At 63.1% G+C, this 18,675-nt stretch carries 20 protein-coding genes; 10 read left to right on the top strand and 10 right to left on the bottom strand.

Annotated features, from left to right (window positions below):
• The first annotated feature begins 142 nt into the window (after positions 1-142).
• The 5 genes from VKI00_RS33515 (at position 143) to VKI00_RS33495 (ending at position 4,008) form a co-directional block, all read left to right on the top strand.
• Complete coding sequence (locus VKI00_RS33515) at positions 143-952, top strand: universal stress protein (protein ID WP_324447601.1); 810 nt, start codon at positions 143-145, stop codon at positions 950-952.
• Between the two features lie 32 nt (positions 953-984).
• A complete protein-coding gene (gene dosR, locus VKI00_RS33510) occupies positions 985-1,635 on the top strand; it encodes a hypoxia response regulator transcription factor DosR/DevR (RefSeq protein WP_324447600.1) in 651 nt (216 codons plus the stop codon).
• Positions 1,636-1,733: 98 nt separating this feature from the next.
• Complete coding sequence (gene fdxA, locus VKI00_RS33505) at positions 1,734-2,069, top strand: ferredoxin (protein ID WP_324447599.1); 336 nt, start codon at positions 1,734-1,736, stop codon at positions 2,067-2,069.
• A gap of 102 nt (positions 2,070-2,171) precedes the next feature.
• Entirely contained in the window at positions 2,172-3,557 is a 1,386-nt protein-coding gene (locus VKI00_RS33500) for a wax ester/triacylglycerol synthase family O-acyltransferase (RefSeq protein WP_324447598.1), read from the top strand.
• 13 nt (positions 3,558-3,570) lie between these two features.
• Positions 3,571-4,008, top strand: coding sequence for a pyridoxamine 5'-phosphate oxidase family protein (locus tag VKI00_RS33495; protein WP_324447597.1), 438 nt, complete (start codon positions 3,571-3,573; stop codon positions 4,006-4,008).
• Here the strand turns inward: VKI00_RS33495 and VKI00_RS33490 are convergent.
• From VKI00_RS33490 to VKI00_RS33470, 5 genes are read right to left on the bottom strand one after another with little or no spacing between them, the layout of a single operon-like run.
• A complete protein-coding gene (locus VKI00_RS33490) occupies positions 3,998-4,447 on the bottom strand; it encodes a hydrogenase maturation protease (protein WP_324447596.1) in 450 nt (149 codons plus the stop codon). The genes VKI00_RS33495 and VKI00_RS33490 overlap by 11 nt on opposite strands.
• Positions 4,444-5,736, bottom strand: a complete 1,293-nt coding sequence (locus VKI00_RS33485; protein WP_324447595.1) for a Ni/Fe hydrogenase subunit alpha — start codon at positions 5,734-5,736, stop codon at positions 4,444-4,446. The genes VKI00_RS33490 and VKI00_RS33485 overlap by 4 nt, the downstream gene beginning before the upstream one ends.
• Positions 5,733-6,491, bottom strand: a complete 759-nt coding sequence (locus VKI00_RS33480; RefSeq protein WP_324447594.1) for an oxidoreductase — start codon at positions 6,489-6,491, stop codon at positions 5,733-5,735. Before VKI00_RS33480 ends, VKI00_RS33485 begins: the two co-directional genes overlap by 4 nt.
• Positions 6,492-7,346: an FAD/NAD(P)-binding protein gene (locus VKI00_RS33475; RefSeq protein WP_324447593.1), complete on the bottom strand. Its 855-nt coding sequence runs from the start codon at positions 7,344-7,346 to the stop codon at positions 6,492-6,494. It lies immediately after the preceding gene.
• Entirely contained in the window at positions 7,339-8,466 is a 1,128-nt protein-coding gene (locus tag VKI00_RS33470) for a 4Fe-4S dicluster domain-containing protein (RefSeq protein ID WP_324447592.1), read from the bottom strand. Before VKI00_RS33470 ends, VKI00_RS33475 begins: the two co-directional genes overlap by 8 nt.
• A gap of 298 nt (positions 8,467-8,764) precedes the next feature.
• Between VKI00_RS33470 and VKI00_RS33465 the strand changes: the two genes are divergently transcribed.
• A complete protein-coding gene (locus VKI00_RS33465) occupies positions 8,765-10,438 on the top strand; it encodes a GAF domain-containing protein (RefSeq protein ID WP_414687359.1) in 1,674 nt (557 codons plus the stop codon).
• Positions 10,439-10,453: 15 nt separating this feature from the next.
• Here the strand turns inward: VKI00_RS33465 and VKI00_RS33460 are convergent, their stop codons facing one another.
• Entirely contained in the window at positions 10,454-10,699 is a 246-nt protein-coding gene (locus tag VKI00_RS33460) for a hypothetical protein (RefSeq protein ID WP_324447591.1), read from the bottom strand.
• 241 nt (positions 10,700-10,940) lie between these two features.
• Complete coding sequence (locus VKI00_RS33455) at positions 10,941-12,446, bottom strand: AAA family ATPase (protein WP_324447590.1); 1,506 nt, start codon at positions 12,444-12,446, stop codon at positions 10,941-10,943.
• 173 nt (positions 12,447-12,619) lie between these two features.
• Here VKI00_RS33455 and VKI00_RS33450 point away from each other — a divergent pair, with 173 nt between their 5' ends.
• The 4 genes from VKI00_RS33450 to VKI00_RS33435 all read left to right on the top strand — a co-directional run bounded on the left by VKI00_RS33450 (position 12,620) and on the right by VKI00_RS33435 (position 15,670).
• Positions 12,620-13,492, top strand: a complete 873-nt coding sequence (locus VKI00_RS33450; RefSeq protein WP_324447589.1) for a universal stress protein — start codon at positions 12,620-12,622, stop codon at positions 13,490-13,492.
• Positions 13,493-13,727: 235 nt separating this feature from the next.
• Entirely contained in the window at positions 13,728-14,159 is a 432-nt protein-coding gene (locus VKI00_RS33445) for a hypothetical protein (protein ID WP_324447588.1), read from the top strand.
• Between the two features lie 280 nt (positions 14,160-14,439).
• The gene (locus VKI00_RS33440; RefSeq protein WP_324447609.1) at positions 14,440-14,868 is read left to right on the top strand and encodes a hypothetical protein; all 429 of its coding nucleotides are present in this window, start codon (positions 14,440-14,442) and stop codon (positions 14,866-14,868) included.
• Positions 14,869-15,355: 487 nt separating this feature from the next.
• Positions 15,356-15,670: a hypothetical protein gene (locus tag VKI00_RS33435; RefSeq protein WP_324447587.1), complete on the top strand. Its 315-nt coding sequence runs from the start codon at positions 15,356-15,358 to the stop codon at positions 15,668-15,670.
• 55 nt (positions 15,671-15,725) lie between these two features.
• Here VKI00_RS33435 and VKI00_RS33430 read toward each other — a convergent pair whose 3' ends face one another.
• From VKI00_RS33430 to VKI00_RS33420, 3 genes are read right to left on the bottom strand one after another with little or no spacing between them, the layout of a single operon-like run.
• Positions 15,726-16,538, bottom strand: coding sequence for a universal stress protein (locus tag VKI00_RS33430; protein ID WP_324447586.1), 813 nt, complete (start codon positions 16,536-16,538; stop codon positions 15,726-15,728).
• Positions 16,539-16,577: 39 nt separating this feature from the next.
• The gene (locus tag VKI00_RS33425; protein WP_324447585.1) at positions 16,578-17,720 is read right to left on the bottom strand and encodes a site-2 protease family protein; all 1,143 of its coding nucleotides are present in this window, start codon (positions 17,718-17,720) and stop codon (positions 16,578-16,580) included.
• 48 nt (positions 17,721-17,768) lie between these two features.
• On the bottom strand, positions 17,769-18,671 hold the full coding sequence (locus VKI00_RS33420; protein WP_324447584.1) for a universal stress protein: 903 nt from the start codon (positions 18,669-18,671) through the stop codon (positions 17,769-17,771).
• Positions 18,672-18,675 lie beyond the last annotated feature (4 nt).

Genomic DNA, 18,675 nt, shown 5'->3' with positions numbered 1-18,675 from the left:
GATGAGAGGCCTCGACGTCCGATTCGACCGAGAGAGCCGAGTGCCCACGATCCGAGGACCTATGGCCCTAAACGCACAAGTGGCCTGCGCCTAACGTCAGAAGTCGGCAAATGAGTATGCCCGGCAGAAAAGGAGGCCTCGGATGCGCAACCTTAGTCCAGCCTCCTCGGTAATCGTCGGCGTCGACGGATCGCAGCCCGCGACCCAGGCAGCATTGTGGGCGGTTCCTGAGGCGGTCAGCCGGGATATCCCGCTGCGCCTGGTACACGTCGTCGATGCCGTCGACCTTGCCACTCCCGGCGCGGAAGGCGCCCACCTCGCTACTGCCCGATCGGCACTGGACGGCGCGCAGCGAACTGTCGAGGCGATCGGGAAACCGGTCAAGATCGAAACCGAAATTCTCTGGGGAAATCCACTTACCAAACTGAGCGAGCAATCGCGATCGGCGGCAATGATCTGCATCGGATCAATGGGGATCAAGCACGCCCGCTATGGCGAAGGTTCGGTCGCGAGGGCTCTGCTGGGTGTGGCTCGCTGCCCGGTGGCGGTGGTCCACCGAGACATGCCATGGTCGCCAAGCCCTGACACCGAGACCATTGTCGTCGAAGCTGAAAACGATCGAGTGCTCCAACAAGCCTTCGAGGAGGCGAGGCTACGGAGAGCGCCCTTGCGTGCCGTCGCGCTATGGCACGCGGAGGTACCCGAAGATCTCGTTGGCGGGAACCGTTTAGCCCAGGCACAATTGGATCGCTGGATCACCCACTTGCGACGGATGTATCCCGACGTGGTTGTCGACTCCGCCGCCTTCCATGGCGATCTCTGCACGTATCTTGCCGAGCTTGGCGAATCCGTCCAGCTTGTCGTTACCGGCGTTAACGGTCAACGCGACCTTTTGGGTGCGCCGCAGCGCGTAGAATGCACCGTGCTCACCGTGCACGGCAGTCACTTGTGAGCAGTCGATGCATCCGTAGGAGGGGGTTGACTGTGGTTACAGTTTTCCTAGTCGACGATCACGAAGTAGTACGTCGGGGATTGATCGAATTGCTCAAAACCGATCCTGAACTCGACGTGGTAGGCGAGGCAGGTTCGGTCGCCGAAGCGATGGCCAGGATCCCTGCGGCGCGCCCGGACGTTGCGGTGCTCGATGTGCGCTTGCCGGACGGCAATGGCATCGAGTTGTGCCGCGACTTGTTATCCAGCATGCCCGACTTGCGGTGTCTGATGCTGACATCGTTCACTTCTGATGAGGCGATGCTCGACGCAATCCTCGCCGGCGCGAGCGGCTATGTCGTCAAGGACATCAAGGGTATGGAATTGGCGCAGGCTGTGAAGGATGTGGGTGCCGGGCGGTCACTCTTGGATAACCGTGCCGCCGCTGCGTTGATGTCCAAGCTACGGGGGGAGGCCGAAAAACCTGATCCATTATCGGGTCTCAGCAATCAAGAGCGCACTTTGCTGAGTTTGCTCAGCGAGGGCCTGACCAATAAGCAGATTGCCGACAGGATGTTTTTGGCCGAAAAGACGGTAAAGAACTACGTCTCCCGGCTACTGGCCAAGCTGGGGATGGAACGCCGCACGCAGGCTGCGGTATTCGCCACCAAGGTAGAACGGTCGCAGCAGCAGCCGAACACGTGAGACACGGATATCGGGAGCTATAGCAAGGACTTTGGTCCTCTTAGCACAGGTCTTTCGGCTACGATCAGCTAGACCCGCACTCCGCTAATCTTAACGGCATGACCTACGTGATCGGCAAAGCGTGTGTGGATGTGATGGACAAGTCCTGTGTTCAGGAGTGCCCGGTTGACTGCATCTATGAAGGTGCACGGTCTTTGTACATCAATCCGGATGAGTGCGTGGATTGCGGCGCTTGCAAATCGACTTGCCGGGTCGGTGCGATCTATTACGAAATCGATCTGCCGGAAGACGAACGGCAACACCTTGCCGACAACGCCGCTTTCTTCCATGACGCGCTTCCGGGCCGCGCGGGTCCGCTCGGCTCGCCCGGGGGAGCTGCCAGCCTTGGACCGGTAGGTGTCGACACACCTCTGGTCGCGGCTATGCCGCGATAGGTCTCCGCACAACTCGGCGCCACAGCTGGAGTCCAGTGGGCCTCCGGAGTTGTGACTTCCGCCTCTCGCGCGAGAATGTGCCTGCGGCGCAGAGTGTTTTACATGGAGTATTTGTCGACTCTTGACGCAAGCTTCCTCGAAGCCGAGGACTCAGATCCGCACATCAGCCTCGCTGTCGGCGCGTTAGCGGTGCTCGGGGGGCCGATGCCCGAATTCGCTCTGTCCGTGGCGGGTCTGGGTGAGCGGCTGGCAGAAGTTCCGCGGTTCAAGCAGGTATTACGCACGCATCCACTCGATCTCGGCGCGCCGGCGTGGGTGGACGACGCTGCATTCGACCTCTCCCACCATCTGCGTCGCGCGGCGGTTCCGCACCCTGGTGACGACGCGGCGCTGTTCCGACTGGCCGCAGATCTGATGGAGCGACGGCTCGATCGAGATCATCCGCTTTGGGAATGCTGGGTGATCGAGGGCCTCGGCGATGGTCAGTGGGCGATTTTGATGAAGATCCACCACTGCATCGCAGATGGCATCGCAACCACGCAGTTGCTCTCGCGTCTGTCGGACCAGGGTCGGGACGAGACGTTCGCCAGCGAGATCCACCCGGCTACGGAATCGCCCGACGGTGTCCGTCCACCGCATTTCACACTTAATCCCCTTGATTGGGCCAGCGGGTTGTGGCGCACGTCGCTGACTGTGTCCGCGGGCGCAGCGCGGGCATTTGAAGGAATGCTCGAGATCGGCGCCTCACTTGTTCGCCCTGCGGAACGCTCGGGGCTGAGAGGGCATGTCACGGGGATGCGGCGTTATGCCGCCGCGCGTGTGTCTCTGGACGACGTGATAAAGGTCTGCGAGGCGTACGGTGCAACGATCAATGATGTTGCTTTGGCCGCGATTACCGACAGCTACCGCGCAGCCTTGATTCGTCGTGGCGAACGGCCGCGAGCTCGGTCACTGCGCACTTTGGTGCCGGTATCAGTGCGCTCCCACGACGCGCTGGACGAGGTCAACAATCGCGTTTCGCTATTGCTGCCTTACCTTCCGGTAGAGGAGCCCGATCCGGTGCAGCAATTGCGGGTGGTGCATAGTCGTTTGACGAAAGCAAAGCGCAGCGGTCAGGGGCAAGCCGGCAGTTTGGTGGTCGCGGCTACGAATCTGATCCCATTCACAGTTACGGCATGGGCCATGCGAGCGTTGACGCGCCTACCGCAACGCGCCGTTGTCACGGTGGCGACGAATGTCCCTGGTCCCCGCCGGCGACTGCGCGTCATGGGGCAACCCGTTATCCGGCTACTGCCGATTCTGCCGATCGCACTCCAAGTCCGAACTGGTATCGCGATTTTGAGCTATGCCGACGACCTAGTCTTCGGAATCACCGCCGATTACGATGCAGCATCCGACGTTGACGAACTCGCAACCGGTATCGAGCGCGCCGCATCGCGTTTGACAAAGCAGGCATCGAACGATGCCCGACTCGCTTCGGATGGATAGCAGGGGACTAGTTATGACGTCGCTACGGGAACTCGAGGAGCTCGACCGCGAGCAATGTCTGGCACTGCTGAGGCAGGTCCCACTGGGTCGTCTGATTTTCACCGAGCGCGCCCTGCCCGCCGTCCAACCGGTGGACTTCCGTTGGTGGCGCGGCGACGTGGTAATCCGGATCGCCGATCCGGCGGTGCTCGCCGCCGCATCAGGCAACCGCGTGGTGGCGTTCGAGGCCGATGAGATGGACGCCGCCCTGCACTGCGGATGGACGGTCACCGTCGTTGGGCACGCACAGGTGATCACCAATGTGCCCGATTTGACTGAGCTGTCGGGGATCTTCTCGCGCCCGTGGACAGGAGGTCGGCGCGATTACTTTGTGCGGATTAGAACCGAGAAGGTGACGGGGCGCCACCTGCGGCCGGAAGCCGAAGACCGGCAACAGGTATTCAGCGACTGAGCTCGGCTACTATGACGTCGACCAGATTCGGCACGGCGGCCGCGACCGCCGGAGTCAGCCCGATCCCGTGATTCGTGTCGACAACGTCGACAGTGAAAACCACCAATTCGTTGGGCATCCGGGCCAGGGCTTGGCCCAAAGCACACGTTTGCGCCAGGCCAAGTGCGTGCGAGCTGACTACGGCAGAGGTCTCGAGGTCGGGTCCTGTCCACCGCCGAATGCGGCCGGGATCCGAGTTCGCTCCGGTCACCGCGTCGACGACGACGGCACGCGAAGCACCGCTCCAGGCGTCGAGCATCGCGGTGGATTCGCTGATCCCGCTGAGCACGCGCACGCCGGGAAGGTTACGTTCTGCAATCCGCTGGGCGACCGCGAGGCCGACGCCGTCGTCGCGGCGAAAGTCGTTGCCAATGCCGATGATGATGGCGTTGGGTGTCAATGACGCTCAACTTTCAGCGTGAGGAAATGCGCCGAGCATGAGATGCAGGGGTCATAGTTTCGGATTGACCGCTCGCACAACGATGTGAGCGTCGCATCGTCCAGCGACAGATTGGCGGCCACCAGCTGAGCCATATCGTGTTCGATCGCAGCTTGGTTCTGCGAAGTGGGCGGCACGATGGTGGCCGACTTGATCAGGTCGTCTTCGCCGATCTCATAGCGGTGATACAGCAACCCGCGTGGAGCCTCGCTGACGCCGTGACCGATACCTGCGCGGGCCGGCACCTCGACGAATGGTCGCGATGGCCGCTGGTATTCGGCGATGAGGCGCAGCGCCTCTTCGATCGCGTAGACCACTTCGACCGCTCGAACGATGATACTGCGGAAAGGATTTCGACATTGGCTGCCGAGCCCCGCCTCCGCCGCCGCCTGCCGAGCGATGGGTGACAGCGCAGCCGAGTTTAGCGAGTACCGTGCCATTGGGCCGGTCAGGTAACGAGCACCGTCTAGGGTGGCGTGCAAGGCGGTGGAGTGCGCGACCTGCGATTCGACCACGTGGTCGAGGAAGTCGGCAACCGCAAACGCGGACCCGGCGCTTCGCGAAATGGCCCCGTTCTCGATCGCGTACCGGTCCGGGTGCGTCAGCGCAAGCAGCTCGTGGTCGAATTCGATGTCGGGAAAATCGAATTCGGCGACTGTTCGAACAGTGTAGAGGGCATCGTCCATAGCCCTTCGCAACGTCTCGGCGAGGGGTTTGAGCTCATCGCGTGAGGGTACCGAGTAGAAACCGCCCAGCCGGACGTTGATCGGGTGAATGGCCCGGCCACCGAGTTGCTCCATCAACCGATTCCCGGCCTTCTTCAACGCCAGGCCCCGTTCGACCAACTCGCGGCGGTCTTTGGCGAGTTCGATCGCGTCCGGGTAGCCGAGAAAGTCCGGAGCATGCAACAGGTAGATGTGCAGGACGTGGCTATGAATCCATTCCCCGCAATACAGCAACCGTCGAAGCGCCATCAGCTCTGGATCGATGCTTACGCCGCACGCCTCTTCGATCGCGTTGCACGCGCTCACCTGGTAGGCGACCGGGCAAATCCCACACACCCGCGCCGTGAGATCTGGTGGCTCGGTATGCGCCCGCCCGCGCAAGAACGCCTCGAAGAACCGAGGTGGCTCATAGATGTTCAGCTCCGCGCTGTGCACCGTGTCACCGGTCAATGTGACTCGAAGCGCACCTTCGCCCTCGACGCGGGTCAGTGCCTTGACGGCGAGGGTGCGCCTCTCGGGGGTCACCGGTCGTTCCTTTCAGCGGTGAAATTGACGACGTTGAATGTTGAGAACACGTGCTCGACATCGCCGCCGGACATTCCGTCGCGACGCAGCAGCGGAATCAGTGCGGCGCTGTTCGGGGTGGCCATCGGGCCGAAACACCCATAGCAACCGCGATGATACGACGGGCACAACGCGCCGCATCCGGCGTGGGTGACCGGGCCCAGGCACGGGATACCCTCTGCGACAACGACACACGTCACGCCGCGCATCTTGCATTCGGTGCACACCGTCTTGGCCGGGAGTCGCGGTTTGCGTCCGACCAGCAGGGCGGCGAGGGTATCGAGCAGCTGGCCGCGGTCGATGGGACAGCCTTGCAGTTGATAGTCAACGGTGACGTGCGCCGAGGCTGGCGTTGACGTGGCCAGTGTCGCAATGTATTCCGGGCGTGCGTAGACCACGGAGGCGAATTCTTCGACGTCGGCGAAGTTTCGTAGGGCCTGCACGCCTCCGGAGGTGGCGCAGGCGCCGATCGTGACCAGCATTTTGGACTGTTCGCGGATCTCCTTGATGCGCCGCTCGTCGGCAGGGGTGGTGATCGAGCCCTCCACCAGCGACACGTCATAGGGTCCGCCGACCACCGCGCTGGACGCCTCCAGGAAGTGGCTGATCTGCACCCGCTCCGTGATGGCGAGTAGTTCGTCCTCGCAATCCAACAACGTCAGCTGGCAGCCGTCACAGGAAGCGAACTTCCACACTGCCAAAGTGGGTGGGCTCATCTACAGCTCCTTTACCTGCAGCAACGGAGCAGCGACGTCGTAACCGACGACCGGCCCGTCACGGCACAGCAGCAGCGGGCCCAGCTGGCAATGACCGCACCAGCCGACCCCGCATTGCATGTTCCGTTCCAGCGAGACCCGAATGTCGCTGGCGGCCACGCCTTTATCGAGCAGCGCCTTCGCGCTGAACCGCATCATCGGTTCGGGTCCGCAGATAAACGCGGTGGTGCGCTGGGGGTCTAGCGTCAATCGGCGCAGCGGCTCAGTGACCAGTCCGACCTGCCACGGCCACTCGGGCCCCGCTGCATCGACGATCAGTTCAGCGTCGAGAGCCTGGCTTTGCGCCCACTCGTGGGCCTCGTCGCGGAACAGGAAGTGCTGTGGTGTTCGTGCGCCGGCAACCAGCACCACGCGGCCGAAGGTTGACCGCTCGGCCAGCGCCTGCAGTACCACCGGTCGCACCGGGGCAAGCCCACAGCCGCCTGCGACAATAACCAAATCTCTTCCGGCGCAAGCGTTTAGACCAAACTCGGTGCCGAACGGCCCGCGAACCCCGACGACGGTACCCGCCTCGGCATTGTGCAGGGCACGGCTGACCGCGCCGACCGATCGGATGGTGTGACCGAGCACGTCGCCGACGCTGGACGGGACAGCACTGACCGACATCGCGATCTCGCCGACACCGAAAGCGTACAACATCATGAATTGGCCGGGTGCCGGCGGCGCCAACCGCTGTCCCACCGGTTCTAAGCAAATGGTTGCTGATTCGAAGTTCTCGACGAACCTGGTGCGCACCCGATAGGGAACCGGTGTCATCGGCGAGACCGCCGACGGCCATGCGGCGACGTCAGTCATCGCTTTCTCCGGGGCATGGCCGTGGGTGCCAGCGGTCGTCAGCTTGACCGGCGAGCATGTTCATCTCTTCGGTGATGTCGATTCCGGTGGGGCACCACGCGATACAGCGCCCACATCCGACGCAGCCGGTGCTGCCGAACTGGTCCTGCCAGGTGCCGAGCTTATGTGTTATCCAGTGCCGGTACCGCGACTCACCCGATTGCCGCACACTACCGCCGTGGATGTAGGTGAAGTCGAATTCGAAGCAGGAGGCCCAGTTCATCCAGCGCTCGGCGTGCTCGCCGGTGAGGTCGGTGGTGTCCTCGGTGCTGGTGCAAAAGCAGGTGGGGCACACCATGGTGCAGTTCCCGCAAGTCAGGCATCGGTTGGCGACGTCTTCCCACTGCGGCGACTCACGCGAAACCACCAGCAGTTCACGCAGGTCGCCCTGCGGCATTTGGCGGCCCATGTGGTCGGCTGCCGCACTGATATCGCTTCGTGCAGAGTCGATTTCATTCTGGTCGGCTTGCCAGTGGGGGAGCGCAGCCAGCACCTCGGCTCCCTCGTCGCTCCCGACGTCGACCAGGTAGCGGCGGCCATCGGCGTCGATGCGTTCGGTGAGCGCCAGGTCGTAGCCGGGACCGACCTCGGGCCCGGTTCCCATCGATGCGCAGAAGCACAGCCCGCCCGGCTCGGTGCAGTTGACGGCCACCACGAAGATGCGTCGTAGCCGGCCGACGAAACCTTGGTCCGGATGTGTGCCGACTCCCAGGACGCCGTCGAGGATCTTGATCGCCGACAAGTCACAGGCCCGAACCCCGATGAATGCGTACCGTGGTGGCTCGTCGGGTTGGCCTCCGTCCGACGACCACACCCGCTGCCTGGGCGGGTGCAGAAACTGCTTCCACGACTGCGGGCCGGCCGAATGGCCGAACAGCGCATCGTCGTCGCGGCGACGCAGTCGATACCGCCCAGGCGCGACATCCACCCCCCAGCCTTGTGGCAGATCATCCGCGGAGGTCAACTCGGCCAGCACAATCGCGTTGTCGGACAACGTAGGCCCGACCACCCGGTATCCGCGTGCGATCAACGCCGACACCAGTTGCTGCAGTCCCGTGGCGTCGATTACTGCAGTTGTCATCTGCGCCGCTCCTCTTTCATCGCCGCGTTCTGCATCGTCGCCGGCGCATGTCATTGGCGCCGCTCCTCTTCATCGCTGCGCTCTGCGTCGTCGCCGGCGCGGACCATGCGCTAATCGTGCCCCCTGCGCAGCGGACATGCATGGTCTTTGGGTCACTGCCGGCAGAGCCGAAAGTCCCGGATTACCACCTGCTGGCAATGCTCGCCGGTGGCCCGTGAGCATGATCGGGTGTGGTCCGCAAGGTAAAGATTCTGGTAACGCCATGGCCGCCATTCCGCTGACCTGCTATTTTGCCCTCATGAAGCGTGACGCGGAAGAATCCGCGTTCACCCAATTGGGCCAGCGCGGCCTGGTAGGCCGAATGCATGAGCAGCTCGACGAGCTGTTGGCGGCTCGCGACCAGATGGAGCAGCTGCTACGGGTCATTGTCGACATCGGCTCCAATTTAGAGAACCTCGACGTGACGTTGCACGGCATCGTCAAAGCGGCGATGGAGCTGGCGGATGCCCGTTACGGTGCGCTCGGCATATATGGATCGGACGGCAATCTGCTGTCAGTCGTCCAAGAAGGAATCGACGCCGACGCGGCCAAGCGGCTTGGCGAACTGCCGATGACTGAACCCCTCCGTGTCAACGATCTGACCGCTTATCTGCGGGAGAGCGGGCTTGCCGGACAGGATCCGCCGATCCTGGCGTTTCTCGGTATCCCAATTAGTGTGCGCGGGGCCGTCTTCGGCAATCTCTATCTAGGCGACGACCGGCCAGATCGCGTGTTCTCCGACTCCGAGGAGGTCACCGCGCGGGCATTGGCGTCGGCGGCAGCGGTCGCTATCGACAATGCGCGCCTGTTCGAGCGACAACGCACAACGGCGAAGTGGATGAAGGCAAGCCGCGAGATCACCGCCGAGCTGTTGACCGCCGGGCCGGCGACACGTCCGCTGCAGCTCATCGTGGACCGCGCGTTGGAATTGGCCGACGCCGAGCAGGCGATTCTGCTGGTTGCCACCGAGGCGGATCTGCCCGTCGATGACGTTGACACTCTTGTCGTCGCTGCCACGGCGGGCCGGTACACCCCCCAGGTCATCGGTCAGCGGGTACCGGTGCAGGGCTCGACCACCGGCGGTGTCGTGCGCAGCGGCAAGCCGCTGATCACGAATTCGTTCCGGTACGCGATCGAAGGGTTCACCGATTTCGGCCAACGCTCAGCGATCGTGATGCCGCTGCGTGCCGACGACACGGTTGTCGGGGCGATCACCATCGCCCGCTCCGAGCAACAGCCGCCGTTCAGTGAGGACTACCTCGAACTCGTCAGCGACTTCGCGCAGCACGCGGCAATCGCCTTGGCATTGTCGACCGGCCGCGAACATGCGCGTGAAGTGGCGATTCTCGCCGACCGTGAGCGAATCGCGCATGACCTACACGACTACGTCATTCAGAAGCTGTTTGCCGCCGGTCTGGATATCCAGAGCACCATCGCCCGTGCACGTTCGCCGGAGATCGCAGACCGGCTGACGAAAACGGTAGACGATCTCCAAGGCACGATCGACGACATTCGGGCGACGATCTTCAAACTGCAAAACCCCGCAGCCGAAAGCGGGGATCTCCGGCAGCGAATCCAAAACAGGGTCGCCGAGCTCACCGAAGACCGCGACATCGCCACCACGCTGGACATATCGGGAGACCTGGGAGCCGTCCCCGGCGTACTGGCCGACCACGCCGAGGCCGTTATCACCGAAGCCGTCAGCAATGCCGTTCGTCATGCCGGGGCCAGCCACCTGACGGTGTGTATCCGCGCAGATGACCAATTGACAGTTGAGGTCATCGACGACGGCTGCGGTATCCCGAAAGGCAATCAGCGGCGCAGTGGCCTGGCGAATATGGAGCGACGGGCGGCAGAAGTCGGGGGCGACTGCTCGATTACCGCCGCACCCGAGGGTGGCACTCGGGTTTACTGGGCGGCGCCATTGTCATGATCGATCCGGACGTACCTACCCATCCGGTCTGAGTGTTCCGCTGTCCAACGCGGAGGCGATGTTCGCCATAACTCGATCGAGCAGCGCGGCACACCGGGTTCCATCGTCAGCGACATCGCTTAGCCCCTGGTGCCGAAGGTAGGCATGCAGGCGTCGGTCGATCGGCCATTCGACGAAGCGGTTGCTGGCGTAGGGAGAACCGAGGAACCCCCATGCCATTGCCTCCAATTCGGCGTCTTTCGGTTCGACGGCGTTGTGCATCGTGGTCGTCCTTCTTCGGTCAATGGAAAGCGATCAATCGGTGCCGTGTCGTCGCGCAGACTCCAGCAGCAGACGTTGCTCGGCACCAGCTACCGTGCGTCGCGCGGCGGCGGCAGCGTTCACGTAAGTTTGAGTTTCCACGGCTTCTCCCTGCGCGGCATTTCGGGCATCGCTGACGCTACTAGGGGGTTGAGGAATCTCGAACCGGCCAGTGGGCACCACTAGATGTGACGAAAGTCCTTCATTCCGGTGCGTTTGCGGCATGTTGCCCGGCCCGTCGCCAGAGCTCCTCGGCAGCGCAAACGGATTCCGATAGCGGTTGGCTGGTATCGACGTGGTGTGCCTCGGGCCAATGCTGACTGTCGGCCAAGGCGGTCGCTATCTCCGGTGTCGCGTCCGACAAGCCTTCCGCCGGCCGGGCGGCCACCCGGCTTGCTGCCGTACTGACTGACGTCTCACACTTCAATTCAAGTTCGGCGGAATGCGTCTGGATAGCCAGCTGCCGCACTTGATCACGGCGGTACGGATCGCGCCAGGTGCCGTCGAGAATCACCGATTGGCCGTCGCCCAAATGGGCGTGGGCCTGGCGTAGCACCTCGCCATAGACGGCGGCGACGTTTGTATCGGAGTACAGGCCGGCGTCCAGGACACCTGCCTCACCACCGATAGCGCCCGAATTCTGCATGACGCGCCGCACTTCGTCGGTGGAGATCACCGTTGCGCCAACCCGGTCGGCCAAGGCGTGCGCCAGTGTGGTTTTCCCCGTGCCCGGCCCACCGCCGACCACAGCCAGCCGCACTGAGCAAGCATGCAGATGTCCGAGCGCAATATCGAAATGCCGCGATGCGTCGGCGGCGGCGTTGCTATGTCCTTGGGTGAACCGCACGCAGTCGACCTTGGCCCGGACCAGCGCGCGGTAGGCGATGTAGAAATCCTTCAGTGACTGCGGAGCCGGGTCGGCGGCCAACCGGCTGTATTGGTTTAGGAAGAACTCTCCGAGGTCTTTGCGACCCAGAAACTCCAGATCCATGGTGAGAAACGCAGCGTCGTCGATGGTGTCGAGGTACCGAAGATTATCGTCAAATTCCAAGCAGTCCAATAGCTCCGGGCCGTCAGGTAGGCAGAAGATATCGTCGGCGAGCAGATCGCCGTGGCCATCGATGATCCGTTTCGCGCGGACGCGTGAGGTGAACAGCGGCGCACGGCCGGCGACGAATTGCACCGCCAACCGTTCGACGGCCTCGAGGCGCTGTTGGTCCACGATCGTCCCGACAAACTGCTGCAGCTCGGCGATGTTGGCCTCCCAGCGGGCTTTGACAGCAGCGACGGTGCCTTGCGCTTCGACGGACCGGCCTCGTTCGGCACTTTCGTGGAACCTTGCCAGCGCCTCGGCAATCGCGATGAGCGGCTCGGCGACTTGTTCGTTGCGCCGCACCATCGTGGCGAGCCGAGAAGAGTCTGGGTGGCGCTTCATGACGAGCACCGGCTCTTTGGTGCCGGCCCATTCAGCCCGCAGGTGAGCGACGCCGAAGTAGCTGCCAGGTGCCAGCCGCCGGTTAAGCTCCAGTTCCCGCTGACACGCCTGCTCACGCCGTTCCGGTGTTGTGAAGTCCAAGAAGTCGGTGCGAATCGGTTTCTTGACCTTGTACGCCAAATCCCCGACGAGGACGACGAGCCCGGTGTGCGTCTCGTGTACCTCGCTGTATGGCTCGACCGCCGGTTGGTTGGCGGCCAGGGTATGCCGCATGAGCACATTTTGTCAGGCGGCCCGTCTTGGCGAAGCGGTCCGAGGACTCTGATAGCCGGTGCCGTGTGCCGCGTCGCCAAGGGACCAATGCCCCTGGCTTTCTCCGCCCGAACCCGTAATGGTCAATGAAAGGAAACGGCTTGTCCCATCGCTCGGCATCGGAGGAGCACGAGATGTCGGAAACCTCCACCAAATACGGCATCATCATCGCGGTCGACGGCTCGGCGGAATCAGATGCCGCCATAGCCTGGGCGCGCCGTGAGGCATCCCTGCGTAGCGAACACATCACGCTGATGCATGTCGTGCAACCGGTGGCTCTCAGCTGGCCGGTCAGCCCAGAGCGGACGACGGTCGCGGAATGGCAAGAGGAGAACGCGCGACACGTCATTGAGCACGCACGCGACGGCCTCAGTGCCGCGTTGGACGAGCAGCTCCCACCCGACTGTCGAACGGAAGTGCGTCATGCGCATCCGGTGGACGGGCTCGTCGATGCCTCCAAGGACGCGCGGATGATCGTCGTGGGGAGTCATGGCAGGGGTGCACCCGGCCGACTTCTGCTGGGTTCGGTCAGCAGGGGTGTGGTTGAGCATGCTCACTGCCCAGTAGCGGTCATTCACGCCGAGCCGGTTGACGTGAAAGCGCCCGTGCTGCTGGGCGTGGACGGTTCGCCAGCCTCCGAAGCGGCGACGGCGTGGGCATTCGACGAAGCGTCCCGGCGAGGAGTGGAACTGATCGCGCTGCACGCGTGGAGTGATGTCGGGGTTTTCCCGATCCTCGGCATGGATTGGCGGACATATCAGGGCCAAGGTGAGGAACTCTTGGCCGAGCGCCTGGCCGGCTGGCAGGAACGCTACCCCGATGTACACGTCAGTCGTCGGCTGGTCTGTGACACTCCCGCGCACTGGCTGCTTGCGGAATCCCACAACGCGCAACTGGTGGTTCTCGGCAGTCACGGCCGCGGCGGATTCGCCGGCATGCGTCTCGGCGCGGTCAGCACCGCGGTCGCACAATCGGCGACGGTGCCGGTAATCGTCGTACGTACGTAGTGGCGCAATAACTTCCGATGCCGGAAAACAGACACGTCCACTTACATGGTGACGAACGGCCCTGAGGCGCCGGGACTTCGGACCCTGTCGCATCTTGGTAGGCAAGTGATCCGATATTCGGACGGAGATCAACGCATCTCGACTACAACAACACCGGCCGTCATCTTGCCGGAGAACGGCCTTGAGCGGAGGTAGTCCGATGGAATCGTCGCATTCGGCCCAAGACAGGACACGCATGTTCGCGCGTGTGATGGGCCCGTACTTGGCCATCATTGCCGGCACGGCCGCTTTGCGGCCGACCGACATGCGGACAATGCTTTCGCAATTCGAAGCAGACCCGTTGTGGTCGTGGGTAACTGGGGCGTTCATCCTGCTGTTTGGTCTCGTGGTCATCGCCCTTCACCCATACTGGCGGGGCGCCGCAGCGATCATCGTGTCGGCGCTGGGTTGGCTCGTCGCATTCAAAGGGCTGTTCTTGGTCGCCGGCCCGCACACCTACTTTTCGATGGCCAACTCAGCAGTCGAGGCGACGAGTTGGTGGCGCGCCGGCGCCGTCGTGGAGGTTGTGATCGGGCTGTATCTGGCCTACGTCGGCTGGGTTCCGGCGAGGACTCGCTCGGTGCCACAACCGGCGAGCTCAACTCCGGACCTGCCACGTGCCGCCTGACGGCCGTGGCGAATCCGCCGTTATGCGTTTGGGCCCGGTCAGCGCTGCCATCGCATCGCCGGCAGCAGACATGGCCAGTGACTTGACGAAAGTCCCGACGTTTGTGACTTCCGCCGCTATCGCATCCCGGCACCCAGATGATCGGATGTTCCTACGAGATCAACCATCTCGAAGTAAGACATACCGGTTGTCATCGGCGGATGACAGCCCTCGAACGGAGGTAAATGCAATGGAATCATCAACCCAACTCCAGAACAGGACGCGCATGTTCGCTCGCGTGATGGGTCCGTACATGGTCATTATCGCGGCAGTAGTTGCTTTGCGGCCGGACGATATGCGGGCGATGCTGTCGAAATTCGAAGCGGACCCGGTGTTGTCGTTTGTAACTGGGGTGTTCACACTGCTGTTTGGTCTCGTGATCATCGCTCTCCATCCGTATTGGCGCGGTGGGGCAGCAATCATTGTCTCGTTGGTGGGTTGGCTGTTCGCAGCCCAGGGGCTGGTGTTGGTGGCCGGCTCCCACGCATACTTTGCGGTCGCCAGCTCCGCAGTCGACACAATGGGTTGGGCGCACGCCGGCGCCGCTGCGGAGGTGCTGATCGTGCTGTTTCTGGGGCTGTACCTGGCCTTGATCGGCTGGGTGCCCGCGCGGACCGGCCCGGTGGCGCAACCGGTGACTTCAACTCCGGACGTCCCGCATGCTGCCTGACTAGCTGACGTGCCGAGGGCGAAGGCGGCGGCCCTTCCTGGGGTCGCCGCCTTCCGCATTCGCACTCATGGCCAGAAGGCCTTACCTGAGGGCTAACGACTCTAGCCCTCTGCGCGCGCCGCACTTACCGTCGAAAGACAAAGACTAGTAAAAACTTTGAGCGCTAACCCCGAAGGAATTTGAGCGCTAACCCCGAAGGAAGAAGCACCATCGTGACCCACGTCGATGAGTACTCAAACCCATCCGATCGGAAATCGACTGGGCAGGTCGGCGTCCCGGTCGCACAGGACCCGAACCGTCCATAACCAGGTCGCGACGCCGGGCGAACTGGTTCATCGGGGCGCTAGCGATTGCTTTATTCGCCGGCGGGGCGGCGGGTATCGCTGTTGCAAACCACCCGCGGCCGATCGATTCGGCACGTCCGGCGACGTCGAGTGCCACGGCGCTCCAACAATGGTGGGCAGGCGCGGACAAAGCCTTCAGCGACATGCGGGACGCATCGGACGACGTGGACCAAGCGCTCAGTCATTTCAGGCCAGGCGCTTTGGCCGCAGCGTGCCAGCATATGAATGATGCTGCAGAGGTTAAGATGCAGAGCCATTTGCCCAGCCCCGATCAGAAGCTGACTGCCGAGCTGAACGCGGCGATTAAGGATTTCCATTTCGCTGGGCATTTGTGCCTGGCAGCGGTGGCCGGCCCACCCGCAAACTATGACGGCGAATTCCTATCGTTGATGGCTCAGGCGAACAAGCACATGCAGGCGGCTCAGGGCATCATCGATCAGAGGTTGACCAACGTGTAGAGCCCCATCGGCGGTCGAATCGCCGCTGGAGCCCCTTCACCGCTGGAGAGCCCGTTCACTCCCGGACGATGAGCACCGAGGATTGGGCATGCGGGAAGACAGAACGGTCGTGCGGCCCAACGATCTGCGCAAGATCTCCGGCGTCGGCGGCGCCGACAACAGCCATCGGGACCAGGTCATCGACGGTCTTCAGGAAACGCGTGACATTGACGCCCGTTGTCACGGGGTAGATGCGGACGTCCGGATACCAGCGTCTCCACGGCCACAAGCGATTCTCGAGTTCGTGAGACGGCGCGTCCGCCGCGTCTGCTTGCACAGTGGCGATAGCCAGCACCGGCAGCTTGCGCAGCTGTGCTTCTCTCATCGCCTGATCGACGACGGTGTCGCGTTCGGGTGAGTCGCCGACCGCCACCACGATCCAGTTGATGTTCGGTCCAGACTGATCTGGTCGGGAGCGGATCACCGCGACCGGGCAATGAGCCTTCTCCGCGACTTCGGTGGCGGTCGAACCCAACAACGCCCGGGAATAGCGGCCAATACCGACGGATCCCACACAGATCATCTCGGCGTCGTCTGATTCGGAAACCAGAATCGCGCCCGGTCGTCCGCGCAGAATCTCTGTTTCGACTTTCACCGGTGTTCTCATCGCCTCTATCGCGTTTTGTGCTGCCCGTAGCGATTTCTCGGCGTGCGCGACGTCGCGGTGGTAGTCCTCCGCAGAGGAATGGGTGGCTTTGATAATCGCAAGCATAAGCAACGAGACGTCACGGCTGAAGGCCTCGTCGGCGGCCCACTCGGCGGCATGGATTGCCGCCTCTGAACCATCTACGCCGACGATGACGGCCGGTCGAATTCTCCTGTCGCTCATAGTAATCCTCCTTACTCCGGCACCGTCATACCGGCGGCGCTAACCGTCAGCGACGGTGACGCTCGGCTTTGCGAGTCGGTACACGTCGATCAAACGCGTGAGATCGCTTGGGGTGACGATGCCTACGACACGCCCCGCGTCGACGACGAGTGCGCGGCTGCCTTCACCGGAGGCCAGCCGTTGCAGCAGCGCGGTGACCGGCTCGTCCGGAGCTGCGATGGGGACCCGGCTCAACGGCACGGCGATATCACCGACAAGGGTGGTCGAGCGATTGCTCGGCTCCACTCGACGCAACTGGGTCAGCGTTATCAGCCCCGAGATCGACTCATTGCGATCCTTCACCGGGTAGGCCGAGTGCCGGTCACCAAGTAGGTAACGTTCGATGAAATCCTGCACGGTGATCCAGGCGGGTGCCGTGTGAGGGTGAGGAGTCATTGCGTCGCTGACGCGCAGACCTGCCAGCGCATTCAGGGTCAGCACCTGCCCCTCATCCGTGTGTGCGGCGGCGAAGATGAACCAGCCGATCAACGCCAACCAGACTCCGGCGACCACGGCCCCGGCCCGAATCTCGAGCAGCCCGCATCCGATCAAGCCGAACGCGAGGATTCGTCCCGCTCGGGCTGCGTCTACGGCGGCGCGCGTTGGGTCACCGTGGCGACGCCAGAGCCACGCGCGCAGAACTTGACCGCCGTCCAACGGCGCGCCGGGCAGCAGATTGAACGCGCCCAGCAGCGCGTTGATCCCAGCCAGCCACCACGCGACACCGACGACGATGTGCCCTACTCCCACGGTCCGCAATCCCGCACCGGCACCAGCGAATACCGCCGCCAGTAGCAGGCTGGTGGCGGGGCCGGCCACGGCAATCCGGAACGCGGTCTGCGGCGTCTTGGCTTGACCGCCCAGACGTGTGACGCCGCCGAAGATCCACAGCGTTACACCGAGAACCTTCACGCCGGCGCGTCGCGCCACGATTGCATGGGCGAGCTCATGTGCGAGCAACGATGCCAGCAATACCGTGGCGCCGCACGCACCGGCCACCCAATACGCGCCTGGTGAGTAACCCCTGGCGGCGCTGGGCAGAGTTGAGGCCAGGCTCCAGGTAAACAGCCAGAGGATGACCAGCACGCTCCAGTTGACGTGTACCGGAAACCCTGCGATCCGGCCTAGCGGGATGCCGCCCACGCTTGGACCTCCAAAAGACGGGTAGTGGAACAGATTTCTGTCATTCGATTACTGCTGTCGGGCGACGATCACGGGCACGCGGGCCGCCTGCGCCACCGCCGTGCTCACCGATCCCAGCAGCATGCCGGGAAATCCGCCGCGGCCATGGCTGCCGACGACGAGGAGTTGCGAGGACTCGGCCGCTTCCAGCAGATGACGAGCCGGAGCATCCAAGACAATTCGGCGCCGGACGGTGACGTCAGGGTAGCGCTCACGCCAGCCCGCCAAACGCTCCGCCAAGGCTTCCTCTCCGACTGCTTGCTGAGCCGACCACTCGACGCTGGGAATGTCAGACACGTGCGCGTCGGACCATGCGTGCACGGCAATTAGCTCGACACCTCGCCAGGACGCCTCGTCGAAAGCGGTCGCCGTCGCCGACTCCGACGCCGGCGACCCGTCGATGCCGACCACCACCGGTAGCTGCGAAGGTCGGGACGCAATGGGTATTTCGTCATGGATCACGGCCACCGGACAACGCGCATGGTGGATCAGCCCGGTGCTGACCGATCCGAGCAGAACGCGGCCCACCCTGCTGTGCCCGCGACAGCCCACCACGATCAGTCGCGCTTGAGTGGATAGATCAAAGAGCGCCGGACCGGCCGCCGAGAAGTACACCTGGACATGTACTTGCGGAAGGGCACCGTTTTGGACGCTGTCCTTGGCGAGCTTGACTGCGGCCGAGATTATCTCCTGGCCTTCGTTTTTCTGCCATTCATTGGTTTCGTAGGGAGGTGGAAGAGCGCCTCCGCCTAAGGCAAACAAATCCCATGGGGGTCTTTCGACGACGTGAACGAGGCTCAGCGGAACGTTGCGCATCCCCGCTTCCTGCGCGGCCCAGCGCACCGCCATGTCCGATGACGGCGATCCATCGACACCGACAACGATTCCCCGATGTACAGCGCGGTTGGACATTGCT

Source organism: Mycobacterium sp. (genome assembly GCF_035314665.1).
Classification (GTDB): Bacteria; Actinomycetota; Actinomycetes; order Mycobacteriales; family Mycobacteriaceae; genus Mycobacterium.
The sequence above is the reverse complement of the archived record's forward strand: the minus strand, read 5'-3'. Positions and strand labels throughout refer to the sequence as shown.